Below are 16,651 nucleotides of genomic sequence, written 5' to 3' on the forward strand. Positions count from 1 at the left end.
GGGCTGGCAGTGTCAGAAAGAAAGGGTTGGGTCGCTTAGAATCGCCTGGCTGCGGGTGCCTTCGAGTACGCTTAGCGGGAGGGGAAGCAGCAGGTAGCCCGTGAATTTGAAGCCAGGCATAGGTTCGATCGCGCCCTGCACCACGATATATGGCTCATTCGGTAGGTCTTCTGACGTCACCACATTGCCGTTGATCTGCCCGCCGCCGGCCACCTTGGTAAAAGGTACTGGCACCTCGCTCCCCATCGACATGGCCTTCAAGGTCGCGGACCTGCCGTCAGCATTGAGCTGCGCGGTGATCTCGAGATTGCTGCCTTTGGTAACCAATACCTGGCTAGTGGTGATGTTGGAACCAACCTTTATATTGATGTTTTCGACGATAAAATCGGTGTCAAGGTCGGCCGGTGCCGGCGGTATGTATTGCATATCACCGGGCTCGAACTTATCACCCGGCTCCGGCACAGGTAGTTGAAGAGTGCCTTTAAGCCCGGTGGTATCCCATTCCCAATTGCCTGTCGCACCGCCCCGCACGAAATATCTTTCGCCAGCACCCGCGACCGCCAACTGAATGGCGGGCGATACTGCTGCCAGTTCTTTGACCACGGTGATCAAAGCTTGGCTAATTTGGCTATTGCGCGTTGCAGTCAGGCGCACCCGCGCATAGGCAGACGTCAGGGCAGGCGCCGAATACAAACCGCTGTTGGAGACCGTTCCCACACTTGCTGCCTCCCCGTCGACCAGCTCAACCGCCCACTTCACACCATCAGGTGCATTGGTAGAAAACTGAAAGGTATTGCCGGCACCAATCGTAACCTCCAAGGGGTTGAGCTCCAGGCCAGTGCGCTCATCGGAGACATTGCCGTACATCACCAGGTCGCCTGGAAGTTTGGCGCCTTTGAGGCGAATGGGGCGTTCACCTGCTAATACAATGTTTGAAAGTCGTGCGGCATCTACTGCCATAAGGTAGCTATCAACTTTCCGAGGCACCGACCTCCCTAAAATCCACCCTGCAGAGTTACTATCTTTAGCAAAGTATTTACTAAAAAACTCGGGGTCAACCTCAAGATACCCCTCACCAGATGCTTTAATATCTACCGAACCTGCATCACGCGCGCTGACGTCGACATACGCCCATATAGATAGGTAAGTCGGATGCACGTTCGCTCCTGCAGCATTCTCCCAACTAACATCTCCGCGCCCTACCCATTGTAGGTAAATTTGATTTGGACCAAATTCTGGATCAGTTCTTTCAACGGTAAAATCTAAGTTTCCACCCGGACTTTGACCCAGCTTTAGATACCCGCCAACACTAAGTTCCGCGATTCCTGTATCTTCTGCGCTTAAGAGCCAATGACAGTTATACCCGCCACTCGTCGCTTCCATCTTCCACCAGCCGTCCCTCTCAACCAGGCTGGCTTCTACGTCGCTCTCGATTTTAACGTTATCATCAACGATCTGGCCCAGTAGTGCCGGGGATATCAACTTCTCGACCATAAACCTCTGGCTCAACACCAATATCGCCGAATGTCCATCGGGACTCGGGTCCAGCAAGTATTTCCAGGTGGGATCGCCCGCGACCGGTCGATCACCCACGGTGCCGCCTTTCATGGCAACAAAAGCAAGTATCGCGCCGTCCCCGTAATGGGCGCTGTCGCGCTGGTTGCTTTTGGGCGCAGGTTGAGTGAGCAACAATATATGCTCCGGCTCGAACGGTGACCCTGCCTCGCCCTTTAGCTCGCTGAGTACATATTCCCGCACTTCGGGTGGCTGCAGCCCAAGCTTGCTGCTGATCCAGGCACCGGCTCTCTTTTTTTCGTTAAGTGTGGCGCCAAACTTCAGCTGTGCGTCGCGACCACTTGACGTGTCAATGACCACCTGATGCTCGCGCACCGAAACGCTTTTATCGTGAAGCATCACGGTAGATTCATGGACATCGCCATTGATCGGGGATTCGTAGGCGATGGATTTTAACTGCCGAGTGGCGCCGGAGGTACTCCAGGTAAACCGAGTGCCACCTAGCCCCTGAATACGCAAAGTAGCGGTAGGCGCATCAAGGTTTGCGTTCTCGAATGACAGCCGGGGTGTGTCGAATATATAGTTTCGAATTTCCGCCACCTGGCCGCTGCCCAAATCGATGATGCCGTTTACCGGTTCCAAGTAACTGCCGGTGTTAAAGCGCTCAATGTATTGCTGCAATAACAACGTATTGGTAGTAGCTTGGTCAAAGGCCAGCACCGCATCCCAGCGTTTTGTCCGTGGAGCTTCTCTAAACCAAGACAATAACTGATCGATACTCTCATAAGTACTGTTCATTGCTGTTCCCTCTTGGACAGATTTAGATGGTTGAAGCGACCCTGTTCGGCCAATAAATGCTCGCCGGCTCGCACGATCACCGTGGCATTGCCGCCCTCTTCAAGCAGCGTGTGCAACACGCCATCGCGATAGAAACGGCCTTCGCTGCTGCCATCGGCAACTTCGGTACGGGCGCTGATCACATCCAATGGGTCGTAGTGGTAGGTACTGGGGCTTTCCTCGGCCAGGGCGCTGACGTGAATAAGCCGCCCCAGCTCGTCATACTCGAAACGGCGCCCCCATTCGTCATTGAGCAGGTTGCCGTCAGCGTCATACTCCAGCGCCACGACTGGCGGATAGCCGCCATCGCCCTCGTTTTCGATGCCGGTGAGTTGAACCGGGTCTTCGGGGTTGTCGAACAGGTAGGTGGCCACGTTCATGCCTTCCCCTGCGACACCGGCCAGGGCCTTGGCGGTGCGCCCTTCGCGGTACGCCCGCTCGGCGCGGCCGTAGGCGCTTTCAGTCCAGGTGGTGAGCACCAGCGTGTGATTGTCGAGCGCGTCGCATTCGAAGAACTGCCCGCTGATTTTGTTGCCGTAAGGATCAAGCGGGCATTCGGGCCCCATGCAGCTATAGAGGCTCAAGTGCCCACGGGCGTCGTACTCGAATGTTTCTTCTCGCAATACGCCACCGTCGGCCGCGGTAAGCGTTTTGCAAATGATCCGGTCCAGCTCGTCATACACCTGGGTCAAGGTCTCGCGGTCGCCTTGGCCGAATTCGAAGCAACGCTCGATTTCGCGACCGTAGGCGTCGTAACGCAGGCTGGTGCTCAGTGAAGTACCTGCTTGGGTGTCAACCGTGACAACCTGGCTGTCCCGGCCCAACGCATCATATTCAAGAGTGCATTCCAGCCCGCTCAGCGTGCTGCCCAGCAAGCGCCCGCCGTGGGCGACGTCGTAGTGGTAGCACTGTTGCTGGCCGGTCACATCCGTATAGCTCAGCAAACGCTCTTGTACGCTGTAGGCATAGCGCATTTCGAGCGCCTGGCCCTGGTGCTGGCGCGTTTCGCTGAGCAACCGGCCATTGCTGTGATAGCTGCGCGTGAGCACTTCCTGCTGGGCGCGCAGGCAACGTACCAGGCGAGCATCCTTAGGGTCGTATTCATAACGCTCCTCGTTGCCCGCCAAGGGCCCTGCGCCCTCACCCACGCGCCGCAGAATAGGCTGGTCGCCCAACCTCGGCTGGTATTCATAGACCAAGGTGGCGCCCTTGGGGGTGATCACGGTTTCCGGGCGGGCCTGGTTGTGCTTGTAGTTGAACTGCCGCTTGCGCCCACCGGTCACCGCTTCAATCATTCGCCCCACGCCATCGAATGCCTGGGTACCCAGCACGTACTCCTGCCCGCCGCTATGAACAGCAATGTGGATGGGCAGGTCCTCTGTGGAATGCCGCGCATAGCGGCGCTCGACGACGGCGTTATCCGGCAGCTTGGTCTCCAGAATGCGATCAAACAGGTCGTAGGTGTACTTCGTTTGCTCCCGGCGCGGGTTGACCTCCGATACTTTGCGGCCGAGCCCGTCATAGGCGTAAGTGAATACGTGATTCGCTGGCGCGGCTTCGCTTTCGTGGCGCAGGGTTTTCACCACTTGGTCGAAGGCATTGACATGCGTCACCTCCCTGCCACTGACCACGCTGCCGTCCTGGCTTTCCAGCCAGCTCGTGCGCACCTGGGTAACGCCTTCACTAGGCACCCCCAGCGGGTCAGTGCATTCCACCCGGCGAACGCCATCGGCGCCCAGGGTGGCGTAGCGCTCGCCCCAGCTGTCGTACTGATAGTGTTCGCTCATTGCCACTGGGCTGCGTTGGGTACCGAAATCGTCCCATTCAGTGACTTGGACCAATTGCCCCAAGCCGTCGTAACGCGCGGCATAGGTTTGCATCTCGGCGCTAGCCTCGGGCTCGCGGCGATATTCGGCAGCGGCCCGCCCCAGGCCGTCCACCCGGGTACGCAGACGCAGGCCTTTGACGTCAGTGACGGTTTGCTCGGCCTGCTGACCCAGACCGTCGACCAGCCAATAGTTGAACAGGCGGGTCGCTTCCTGAGGCGTGCCAGGGGCAATGGTTTCTTCGACCACCCGCTGCAGCGCGTCGTAGCGGCGGCGAATGTCGACGTTTTCATCACCACCTTGGGCATCACGCTCCAGCAGCACCAACCCGGTCACGATCGACTGTTCCAGGTACTTCACCTGTTCGGTCTTATCGAAACCTACGGTGGTGATGTCGGTTTTCAGTACGGTGCCGTCGCCCGCCTCGCTGTCGCCCAGCCCATAGGCATAGTGATCCGTGGTAGCAGTGTTCGGGTCGTCCCACAGGGTGGTCTGCTGGGAAGCCAGACGGCCCAGGGTGAAGGCTTGACCCGGGTCGTTGTACCAGGTGTAGGCATCTACCCGGGCGGTTACGCCGGAGGTAGCATCGGCCGAAGTCTTGGTGTGCATCAAGACCGGCCCTGGCCAGGGGGAGGTGGGCAGTGCCGGTGACTGACGGTAGGTAGTAGTGGTAGTCAGCTCAGGCGCGCCGGGGTCGGCGAAGCGGGCACTGGGTACCACGGTGCGGGTTTTCTCGTAGCGGGTGAAGCCGTGCGGATCCTTGGGGCAGCCCTCGCTATCCTGGTCGCCAGGGTAGTAGGTATAGAGGGTCACCACGCCGGTTTCGGCGGTGTGCCGCTCCAGGTTGCCGTGGCTATCGTACTGGGTTTCGACCACCTCGTCGCGGACCGCATTCTGAGCCTCCAGTCGCCACTGGGTGGTGACCTTCTTCGGTAACTGGCATTGGTTCGGTTGCGCGGCAAAAGGCTCTCCCGGCCGCCAGTGGAACTCAGTGCTTACCGTATGCACATGGCCGTCTTGAACCGTTTGCTCCTCCTGCAGCAAATGCAGGCTGTTATAGGTGCGCTTTACGGTCCGCGCAGTGCCTGCATCGGTGTAGGTCACCTCGCTCCAATAGGTGAAATTCCAAGCGGCTTGGTAGAGGTTATCCTCCTCTTCGCGCCATGCGCCAACATTGGGATAGCCCAGGAAGTTTTCACCGGAATAGGTATAGCTGGCGATTTGCTCGGGCTGGTCGGCGCCAGGCGCTACCGTATGTTTGGCCACCCGCGGCAGGGCCGGTTTGGCATTCCCAGGTACGCTATGGCCGGTACTGTGGTAGTCGATGGTCTCGCGGGCGCCAGCAGGCGTTTGCACGTCAGCAAGGCAGGTATACCCGTTGAAATCTCGGTAGCTCAAGCGCCAGCTGGCGGCTTCTTCAGTGGGCAGTACCAAGCGCTCCAGCCGCCGGGCGGTGAGCTCGGCCCTGAAGGTAACCGGCGCTTGCTGGCCTTCGGCGGGGAACACAAAATCAAGGAAACTGCCGCCGATGGCGTCTATGCGCAGCAACAGGCGCCCGGTATCGTCGGTGATCTCTTTGAGTCGAGCGTTGCCCTCATGGTCGCTGTAGCTAAAGTGAAGCCGGTGCCCGGTCGGGGCCTGAATGGTTTTTGGCAACGCAAGGTCGCCTACTCCGGGTACCTCCAGTAGCTCGACGGTGCCGTCCCGGTGTACCAGGCGGTAACTGGCGCCATCCCTGAATAGGCGGCATACAGGCACCTTGCGCTCGACCATGGTGTATTCCCCGTCCTCACCCACCGCGTCGAGGACGTAGGCTTCGCCGGTGCTAAGCCGCAACCGGCCCCTGCCGTAGGTGTCGACCTGGCTCAGGTTCAGCCCCCAGCCCAGGCCGTAGCCGGCGTCCACGCTATTGAAGGGGTCAAAGCCTAGGCGCAGGGCCAACTCCGGCCCCGCCAACTGATTGGCTTGCACCGGAGGCAGTGCCAACTGCAGGGTGTACTGTCCAGTGCGCGGGTCAACGCCCCCTTCCAGGAAGCTCAGGAAATTGAACGCATTAGAGTGCAGAGCTGTGGCCGTCGCCTTTGGGGCGGGTGTGGCATGTGCTGCCGGGCGGGCGGCCGATCCCGGGCCCGTGTCTTCGCTGGTAGACAAGGTACCCGTCGGATAGACCATGCGTAGGTCGTTACGGCCACTGGATTGCTGGCTATCTGGACGGAACCCGACTTCCACGTAGTGAAGGTTGCCTACGTTATCGCGCAACCTCATACGCAAGGGGTGAGTCATTTCGCCCTGCCAGGCGCGCAGCCGGTCACCCGCGGCCTCATCGTCCCATTGGTAAGGCATGTCGCCACGGCGTTCGAGCATGATTGCCACAGCGCCTAGCGGTGCGGAATCGGCCAATTGGTTGAACAAGGGCACCGGGGCGGGCGGGTTTGGGTAAGGGCCATTGGCGGGTGGGCGAATTGGCAAGCCGGCCCGGCGCTGCTGCGCGTCCATCCGCCGAAGTGCAATGCCCAGCCCCACAAAATCGCTAGCTGGGCTACCGGCCAAGGGCGACATGGGGTTCAGTGCTGCCGCGGTATAACTGAAGCCACCCTCGCCCCAGAAGTCCGACTCCCAGCGAGCCTGGTTCACCATCACTTCGTCGGGCGCCGGCTGCGAGCCGCCCTGGCTACCGACCAGGCCCATGGATACGAAGAAGCGGCCAGCCTGGGCTAACGACAGTGGGTACCGGGTGGCGGTATCGCTTGCCATGCTGTACCACCGCTCCAGCTCGTTGTCGCTGCCGGTGTATTCCTGGCCACGCCAATAGGTCGGCTTGTCGATTCGGCCATTTCCCGCCTCGTCACCGCCGTCAGGGAAGCGATAGCTGCGCCGGTCGAAGGGTCGCACAGGCTGCGGGACGATTGTCAGCGAAGTGGGGCCTTCGTAAGCGGCGCCGTCAGAGTCGTAAACGCCGCCCTCGCCCCCCTGGGCATCGAAGGTGGCGACGATTTCAAATGCTTCAAGCACGCGGGTGTGCAGGTACAGCGTGCGAGTACGGGTGCGCTCCACATCACCGGCTGCCAGCGGCGAAATGTCCGGCGCGGTCTGAATGCCTTGGAACCGCTCATACCGGTTTGGCGCCGTGCTGGTCGCCCACGAGCTGCCCTCGGCCAGCCCTTCTTCAAAAAGCTCCAGCATCGGCACCAGCTGGCGCGAGGTTTTGGAGCGCAGTTTGATTGACGCCAACTCAACAGGCGAGATGGGCAGGTGCAGGGTACCCGCGATCGGGTCAATAACCGGTTTGGTCATGACCGTGATCTTGACGGGAACCTGCTGGCCACCGTTGGCGTAAACGGCGTTGCCGTAATCCACGGTCAGGGAAAACTTAGCAATCTCCGCCCAACGCGCGGCGGCGCTGATGGGTTGCGCGGTTTTGACCACTGCATAGCCTGCGGCGAACCCTGACAGGTTGAAATACACCACATCGAACGGCAGCGTGGGGTTGGCGGGCGGGCTATACACGCCCTGATCGGTGATGCTGCCCTCGCCGATAACTGACCAATAATTCTCGTCCGCCGCCATGACGTAAATTTGCCCATCTGGAAGGGTAATGCGGCCATTGCTTGCCCCTAGGACGCTGAACGTGCAGGTACCACCGGGCTTGACCTGACTCACCAAGGGCGGCTCAACGTTCAACGAATGTGGGTTGGCTAGCACGATCAAACCGGCCTTGCTCGCCGGCCCTGCCTGGGCCGCCTCGTTATGAGCCCCAACCCGCACCCAGCGCACCGACAACTGCTCAGGCAGTTGGGCGGGCGCGGTGTAGTGCGCCAATCGCGGCCGGGACGGGTCGGCCTGTACCGCTTCGCCGGGCAGAGGCGCGCCAACCAAGGCCCAGTCAAGATCGTCATCGCCCAAGCTCAGCGCGCCCAACACTTTGTTCTTCCCATCGTTGCGCCAAAGCTCCACCACCTGCATGGGCGCTTGCTGCATAAGTGCCTCGCGGCGGACATCGATCACCGTGGACACTTGCAGGGTTTGCCCATTGGCCGTGCGTTGGGCACTGAGCCTTACCTGGATCACATCTACTGGGAAGGTGTCTGCGGCAGGGGCCGTGTAATTACCCGCCGGGTCGATGGTGCCGGCCTGTGCCCGAGAGGTGACAGGTTGAGGCTGTAACCAGGTAACGCCGGTCAGCGGCGTGCCATCGGCGGCCTGCGCGCTGAACCGTAGGGTCTGCCCCGCCACTATCTGCGCATTACTCGGCACGATGGTCAGCGCGCTACCAGCGCCCGTCAGCTGCCCAAAGGTGGCCCAATCCCTGGGTACATGGCGCACGCGCTCGCGCAATACCTGACTGTCGCCAAAGGTGGTATGCCGAATGCAAGCTGGCAGCGGAGTCGAGGTTTCGCGGCCAAGCAGGCTGGCCAGTTCATCCTTGATCAGCCAGGTAACGTCGTAGAGTGGCTTGCCTGTGGTGTCTGTGTCGGAGGGGATTAGGTACGGGTAAGTGGCCCCTGGGAAGGTGCCAAGAGTGTCCGGGGCATTAAGCTGCATCAAGACCAGCAGCGCTCCGTCATCGGCATCGTCCGGGTTGGCCTGGAAGGTTACCCGCAGGTCCTTCACGCTGAAGCCATCGCGGACATCCAGGTCAATGGTGGCCAAGGGTACTTGGCTGTAGGCGCGGGGGGACGCCTTGACATGGGCAAGAAAGGTCGCGGCGATGCGCGTGGCACCGGCTTCATACGGCCAGAGGTTGGTGCTGGCACTGTCGGCGGTAGTCAGGTCCACGAAGAGGTGCGCGCGGTTGCCGAACGCGTCAATGGCCACTTTAACCTCGGCGGTAAGCTCAACGTGGTAACCGGCCTCGGCGCTGATCGATTGGGTGGTCAGCAATCTGCCGCTCCCGGCTGATTGGCTGGGAACGGTACGGTAAACGCCAGTGCCGCCCACCAGCGGCAAGCGTACCGCCACTCGTGGACCACCGCGCGACTGCCCCAACTTAAGCTGCGGTGCCCCCAGGGTGAGCTCGCTGGCTTCTAGGAATTCGCTGGCGTCTTGTATCAAATTGATCTTGCCGCTCAACGCTGGCAGCCGAGTGGCCGAGCCCGCGTAAGCATCGGTGAGTTGCGTATTGATCTGGCGTTGGCTTACAGCCATCACCGCGCCCCAGCCGAGCGTTTGGCTACGGGGCTCAAGTGCTTTGAGCAGTTCTGCAAGGGTCATGTTTTATCTCCCGCCTGTCAGGCGACTAACTGCAGCGAGGTGGATTTCTGCAGGATGAACGTTTTGGTGTCGAACGCGACAGCCACGGTAAGGGTAAATTGTTCATTCAGCCTTAGTTGCTCCAAGAAGCTAACTGGCAGCTGTGTTTCAACCTTTTCAACGCCGCGTGCAACGCCGTCTAGCAGTACTTGCGAAAGTTCAGCATTGGTCTTACTGGATACCCCAATGGCTTCGATTCGAATACGTTGCCCCTGAGCCATTAATGGCCATGCATCCTGTATTACATCGGCCTGACCATTATGTAAGTCCTTCAACTGTTTGATTGATAACGGGGCGCCACCGGGGGCCTGCGGGCAGACGATATTGTTTAGGGCCGTGGGCGACAGTTGTTTGACCCACAGTTGATAGGCCGGGGATTTCAATACAGTTCCGGTGGGGAGCGTGATGCTGTAATAAATCGGTGCGCGCTTGGCTTCACCACCCATGTTGGGCGCCAGGTACTGGGCCGGAATCAGGAAAGCGCGTTCCTGGCCGGCGATGGGCGTGCTTGTCTCGTAGCGCCCGCCGGACGGGTCCCCTTCATAGTGAAGGGTAAGCACTTCATCCGGCTGCAAGGTGAACCCTGAGGGCACCTCGACCCGCAGGCCGGCAGCAACAGAAGCCGCGGGCAAGTAGCCCTTATAGCCTTCAGGACCTTCGCCTTCCGCCGTGGCCTGGGGCACGTTCGGCCATGTGAGGGTGCGCGCGGACTGAACCTGAGCGATCAGCGGCTCGCCACTGAAGGTCGCGCCTATGCGGTCTAGCTGCCACTCCAGCGTAACGCCCTTGCCATCGTTGGCCAGCAGCCAGGTCTGGGGCAGCATGGCGCCAAAGTATCCGGTTTTTACCGTGGTCAAATCCGCGACCGCCTGGATTAGCAGGTCGTCGGTGCCGCTAGCGGCTGATACCCGCAGCAGAATAAGATCGCCTCGCTGTACCAGGCCGGCCAGCGGGACGCGCATCTCCAGCCCATTTGGGAATTCGGCAGGGTCGATGGCCAGGCCATGCCCGCGCCGCATTACCCCAGGCAGCTCGACGGGCGCCTCCCGCGCAGGCAACTCCTTTACAACCGCAAAGCGCTGCAGAGCAAACGCAGCGGGCACACCGGCAGCGCCTCCGAGTAACAACTCTATATGCAGGCCTACCGGCTTTTTCAGGGTTTGTGCGACGGTCAGAAAGCTTTTCTCTACCTGCCAGGTCAACGGCTGGCCCAGATGCTCAGCCTCCACGGTGAACTGGTAGCGCTTGGTGCTAGGCGTACCATCGGGATCGCGCACGGCCTGCAATATGGCCACGTCGCCTGCCCGCAAAGACGTAAAGGCCGGGCCTACCACTTCCACGGGACCCGAGTCCTGTGGGAGCAGTATTTGCAACTGGTGGGAATGGCGCACCTGCGGCACCGGGGCCAAGCGGCCTACGTGTAGTGCCAGCCGCTGGCTGGGTGCGTACGCTATGTCTCGCGCATGCTTGTGCACCCAGTTGAAGAACGCCTGGCCACCAACGGCTGAGGTAATCGCCGCCTTTGGCAAAACAAAGCTCAGGGTTTGGGTAGTGTGGTCGTAATCGGGTTCGGTAGGAATCAGTGCCCAGGTTTTTGACCAATCGCTGACACGGCCGTTGAGGTCGACCGAGTACCAGTACACTGTGACTTCGTCGTTGATTTCAAAGCCGCTATACACGACTTTTGCCGTCAACCCTTGCGCTGGTACCTGGTCGGCGTCCAGATAGCCGTCTTCAACCAGATCGGCGCTCACGGGCGGTAAAGTAGAATCTTGTGCCAACATGGCATGCACTCCGTGGTAACTGTTCTACCACTTTGGCAAACCACTTGCGCGCTGCCTACCTAGCAACTAGCCAGGTAAACAATGCCCGACTTTTATTGTCGCTCTCGGTAGATCAGAGCCTTAAGCGCTATTGGCTACCCGACCCTAGCAAAGCTACCAGGTCTTAATTCGAGAACAAGCACCGCATACTTTCCGGGAAGTCAGCATACGATTACTGGCTATTTTCAATTGCCTATAACCTACGGAAAAACCGTCATGGCCAATGAAAGCATTCATACTAACGCGCAGAACTTCCCCAGTTTCGCCAGCGGCGGGGTTGACCCACGTACGGGCCTGTATACCTTCACCCTTTCACTACCCAGTATCACGTCAGGAGACCTGGCCGGGCCCGAATTTTCCCTGGCACTGACATTCAACCCTATCGGCGGCGATGACTGGGCATTAGGCACGGGCTGGTCCACCAACTTGTCCCATGTTCGAATGCGCGAGCCGCGCCTACTCAAGCTCAGCACCGGTGAACAATTCAAGGTGGACGGCAGCGGTTCGGAGCCTGGCATCAGCGAGCGCAAGCTGCCTAGCTTTCGTTACCTGCAACACAGCGAGTCAAGCGCGCAGATCATTTACCGCACCGGTGCCGTGGAGCACCTGCACCATCCTGGCGTGGGCGATTACCTGCTGCCGCACATGCTGCAAGGCCCTACCGGCCATGCGCTACACCTGACCTACGAGGCCGATGAAGGCCGGCCGCGGTTGGCAACCATAAGCGATGACCATGGCACGCTGCTGCTCCAACTGATCAAGGTCGGGGCCAACCTGATCCAGATCATCACCCCCAGCGGCCAGTTTGCCTTGAACTTCGATAGCGGCCGCCTGCGCAGCCTCGATCTGCCCAAGGACGTAGGTGGTACCTGGGCCTTCGAGTACACCGGCGATGGCGTGCCCTACGCCAACATTACCCAGGTAACGCAGCCCTTTGGTGCTGTCGAGCGTTTGACCTACGACGATCACCACCTGGTGCCTGGCAACGGCATGCCGAACGTGCCTCGGGTAAGCCGTCACGAAGTGGACGGTGGGCCCGATACAGCTGTGATCGTCAATGAGTACCGGTATGGCGACGACAACCACAACTTCCTTGGCTTTGGCGGAATAGGTAATTGGCAAGACGACGGCACTGACAACCTCTACCGGGCGTCCCCTGGCTACACCTACAGCGTGGCTCAGGTGCAGAAGAACGGCGACCAAGCACGTACAACCACCCGGGTGTACAACGGCTTCCACCTCTTGACCTGCGAAACGACCCAGGAAGGTGACTGCATCGTCGAGCGAACAACCCAATACCACCTGGTAGAAGGCGCACCCTTCGAGGCGCAGCCGCCGCAATTCCAGTTGCCCAAGGCCGTGACCACCCAGTGGCGGGTGCAAGGCCAGGCCCTGGCACGCAGCGAAACCACCACGACCGAGTTCGACGTTCACGGCAACCTCACTTACCAACGACAGCCCAGCGGCCAGGAAACCCTGTTCACCTACTATCCGGCAGCTGGGGAAACCGATGATGAAGGCGTAGCCTGCCCGCCTGACCCATGGGGGTTCGCGCGGCACTACCGCACCATTACCCAACGCCCGGCACGTAAAAAAGGGGATGCTTGGTTTGACGACATAACCGTGACTACCTACCGACACGGGCGGGTGGAATGTGTCACCGCCGCCCCCGGAAGACCGGAGCCAGTGGGCTGTGCGATCCAGGCCGTTCATATACACACTCAAAGCACCCGAAGCGGGCAGACGGCGCATCATCAGGTAGCCATCGAGTACTACCAGTCCCCTGACAACGAAGGGCGCCATCAGCACGGGCGAGTGCAATGCCGCCGGGAAGCCTTGTCGCAAGCCCAAGGGCCTGAACAAGGCGCCACCGTTGAGCGGCACCATTTTGAAATAGTCCCGCCAACCGGAAAGCAGGCAGCTGGTCGGCTGCGTACCACGGTGCACTTCACCTCCAGTGATGGCTGCGAACACAGTGCCGTGCGCGAACAGTGCCTGACCAGCGGCCTTACCCTGGCGAGCCGCGATACCGAGGGTACCGAGGTAGCGTATGGGTACGACGCCTTGCAAAGACTGATCAGCGCCCGGGTACAAGACCCAAGCGCGCCGGCCGAGCGCAGCTTCCGCTACCATCGGCGCGGCGCCAGTGGCCTGCCCGAAGCCGAGCAGGTCAGTGCCACCGGCGTAACCACCCGAACCCAGTACGACCGCTTGGGCAGAGAGATAGCCCGCTACCGCGTCGAGGGCTGGCAGGCCACGCTACCAAGCAGTGAAGAGGGGCTTTTCTGGGAGGGGCGCTACGATGCCTTCAGCCGACTGGTAAAAGAAACCGAGTACGACGATTGCGGTAACAGGGCGGCGGTAGTTCCGCTTACGTCTACCTACGAGTACGACAACTGGGGGCGGGTCAAGGCCACCTTGCTGCCCGATGGTACTCGCCAGGTAAGCGAAACCTCACCCTTTGGCAAGGCGGGGCCCGTTACCACAAGCTGGCTGGAGGGCACCCTTGGCGAAGATGGAGCGCGTGCCTGCCAAGGCAAAACGCGTACTGAGATCGGCGAGTTCGGCAAGCCTGTGCTGACCGAAGTGATGCTTGTCGACGGCGGCGTTGAGCAACGCATCACCTACACCTACGACGGCTGGGGCCAATGCACGGAGCAAAGCGAGCAGTTCCGCCAGGGCGCGGCCTTGGGCACCGCGCAGCGTACCCACATGAGTTACGACCCCTGGGGCCGACTGTGGAGCACCACACAGTCTAACAATGACGTGTTTACCCAAGCATTTGCCCCCCACAGCCGCGAGGCCTGGGTCACGCAAATCAGCTATGCGCAATACGGCGCGCTCGACCCAAGCCCTAAACCGTTGGCGCAACGGTGCTTCGACGGCTTGGGGCGGGTTACCGAGCAAACCCAGGGCGGGCGTACCTTGCGTTACTCTTATACCGGTGCCAGCGCCTCGCCCAGCCAGGCCCACCAAGCCGATGGCCAGGTGATCACCTACACCTACAAGCCTTCACTGACCAGCAGCCCGCTGACCGCCCAGGGTGGCGGCTTGAATTTCCGCTACGGCTACCACCCTACCACCGCGCAGTTGCTGGAGGCTGAGCCTACCGACCCTCAAGGGCAGCCGTTGGTACAAGGTTCGGCGGCAATCACCAATGCCTATCGCTACGCCAAGACCGGCGAATTGCTCGAAGACACCCGGATCGACCAGGGTCAGCGCTATACCACCCTTTACCAGCAGAGCTTTGCCGGCCGGCGAGTGAAGCGCACCGACAGTGGTACAGGCACCAGTGTGTATGGCTACGACAATGCCGGGCGGCTATGCGAACAGCGGGCTATTGGGGAGAACGGCACCGCTATTGAAAGCGCTACCCTGAGCTACGATGCTTTCGGCCAAGTGCGCATGCGCCAATGCGGCGAACTGGTGAGCGAATACAGCTACGACAGCCTGGGCCGTGAAACCGAGCGCCGCACGCTGCGCGACGGCCGCCTGCTGCGCAGATACACCCACGCGTACCAAGGCAATGGCAACCTGGCCCAGCGCTGCACCTTCGATGAAAGCGACCAACAGGTGCTGTGCGAGACCTTTGACTACGACACGCGCGGCCGTCTGGTCCAGCAGGCCAACGACGGCTTGCCTGCTGATTTGCCACGCGACAGCACGGGGCAGCCCCTGAGCAGTCAGATCTTCGAGTTTGACGCGCTGGATAACCTGACACTGGTGTTATCGAGCTACCCAAGCGGCGACAGCCGCGTGACCCGGGCGTACTTCGCTGAAAATGACCCTTGCCAGCTCAGCTGCCTGGTGCATACACAGATAGCCAAGAGCAGCGCCACCAAAACCATAGAGAAGGAAACTTTCACCTACGACGCCAATGGCCGCCTCGAATCGCGCAGCAGCGGATGGCGATTGAGCTACGATGCCTTCGGCCGCCTGGCCAGCCTGCATCAGCCTGAGGGTAGCGCTCGCACTTACCGCTACGACCCGCAGGGCACCTTGTGCGCGGTGAATGACGGCACCGATGACCAACAGCGCTTCTACGATGGCCTAAGCGTGAACCACCTACGCCGTGGCAACAGGGTTCAGCGCTACCTCACCGCAGCCGGTACGCCCCTGGCCATGCTCGAAGCTGGCGGGGCCAAGGCAACCCCCCTGATCACGGATCGCAACGGCAGCGTGACCGGGGAATGGCGCGAGAATGCCTTGCATGCCGCCGTATACGATGCCTATGGCAACAGCCAAGGCGCTGCGCCACTGGTCTGTGAGCTGGGCTTTAACGGCGAGCTGCGCGAAGGGCCAGGCAGTGACCTGTACCTACTGGGGCGTGGCTACCGCTTGTATGACGCGGCGCTGATGCGCTTTCTCGCCCCGGACGACGCCAGCCCGTTCGACGAAGGCGGCTTGAACCCCTATGCCTACTGCCGTGGCAACCCGGTGATGTTCCACGACCCTACTGGGCACATGCCGCAATGGACAGCCGCTAACCTGCCGTACTATGTGGCGCCACCTGAGATGCAACAACAGGAAGAAAGCGGGGGCTGGTTCGGTGGGCTGTGGAAGATGATAGGTTGGGCGGGTATCGGCTGGGAAGCCATTTCCCTGGTCCAGCTTACCGCTGCGGTCATCGCCACTGGCGGGTTGATGACCCTGGGCGCCGCAGCCGCCGGGGTGGCGGCGGTTGCCCTCGGATTGGGGGTGGCCTCGATGATCGAGGAGGACAACGAGGCGCTGATATATGCCGCGATTGGCGTGGGCGCCTTTAGCTTGGGGTTGACGAAGATGGCGAGCAAGGCGTTTAAGGCGGGGCGGAGGGTTGAGGATCTAGCCAAGGGGTTTGTCCCCAATCGGTTCAAAAGGCCTCAACCTCTCAGCGCCGCCCCCGCAACAACTATGGATTCAGTACCTTCGCAGGTGTCAAGGACGGCCCCGCCAGCTCCGCCTTTACCGCCAACGCCTCAAACGTCGCCTCTGCTTCAACCTCGACGCTCACCCAATGCGCGAGTTCTGCAAAATGAGACTAGGTACGTTCCTAAAATAGAAGAGCTCACCGAGATGAGGCAAAGGCTTCGGCCCGCTACCGCTAGAACACAAGCAAGCCGACCCAGCGCAAGATCGGGAACTGAAATCTCAGGTGGCGGCGGACTTCCGGAATGGATGTTTGATCCGCATGTGAGCGGTAGCACCACTACCGTAACCGGCAGCGTAGAGTTCGGCCTGGGTTTGCCGGGAAAGCTAATCCGCACATACTACTAATTAGGTACTCACTGAAGCGTTTCAGAAAACCCCCAATTTCCTTGAAGAGCCGTCCTGATTAACCTCCTGCCCTGCCAGAGCCCCGCTTTGGCGGGGCGTTTTGCTTTTTTGACCCACCGCCCGCCCCACTCACGAAAGGATTCC

The 16,651-nt window shown here is 60.4% G+C and carries 4 protein-coding genes; 1 reads left to right on the forward strand and 3 read right to left on the reverse strand.

From position 1 onward, the window contains the following. Positions 1–12: 12 nt before the first annotated feature. Genes ACWKV4_RS07715 through ACWKV4_RS07725 form a run of 3 tightly spaced genes read right to left on the reverse strand, consistent with a single transcriptional unit; the run spans position 13 to position 11,212 of the window. On the reverse strand, positions 13–2,313 hold the full coding sequence (locus ACWKV4_RS07715) for a hypothetical protein (protein WP_483831496.1): 2,301 nt from the start codon (positions 2,311–2,313) through the stop codon (positions 13–15). Continuing rightward, on the reverse strand, positions 2,310–9,389 hold the full coding sequence (locus ACWKV4_RS07720; protein WP_483831497.1) for an RHS repeat domain-containing protein: 7,080 nt from the start codon (positions 9,387–9,389) through the stop codon (positions 2,310–2,312). Before ACWKV4_RS07720 ends, ACWKV4_RS07715 begins: the two co-directional genes overlap by 4 nt. A gap of 17 nt (positions 9,390–9,406) precedes the next feature. Continuing rightward, positions 9,407–11,212 (reverse strand): hypothetical protein, encoded by a 1,806-nt coding sequence (locus ACWKV4_RS07725; RefSeq protein ID WP_483831498.1) that lies wholly within the window; start codon positions 11,210–11,212, stop codon positions 9,407–9,409. Between the two features lie 255 nt (positions 11,213–11,467). On the opposite strand from ACWKV4_RS07725, the gene ACWKV4_RS07730 reads away from it, so the two are divergent. Next, positions 11,468–16,507, forward strand: coding sequence for an RHS repeat domain-containing protein (locus ACWKV4_RS07730; protein ID WP_483831499.1), 5,040 nt, complete (start codon positions 11,468–11,470; stop codon positions 16,505–16,507). The last annotated feature ends 144 nt before the right edge of the window (positions 16,508–16,651 follow it).

The organism is Pseudomonas artemisiae (genome assembly GCF_057128685.1).

Coding starts and splice junctions, on each gene's coding strand:
- ACWKV4_RS07715 (WP_483831496.1), bottom strand. CDS start 2,313: ATGAACAGTACTTATGAGAGTATCGATCAGTTATTGTCTTGGTTTAGA.
- ACWKV4_RS07720 (WP_483831497.1), bottom strand. CDS start 9,389: ATGACCCTTGCAGAACTGCTCAAAGCACTTGAGCCCCGTAGCCAAACG.
- ACWKV4_RS07725 (WP_483831498.1), bottom strand. CDS start 11,212: ATGTTGGCACAAGATTCTACTTTACCGCCCGTGAGCGCCGATCTGGTT.
- ACWKV4_RS07730 (WP_483831499.1), top strand. CDS start 11,468: ATGGCCAATGAAAGCATTCATACTAACGCGCAGAACTTCCCCAGTTTC.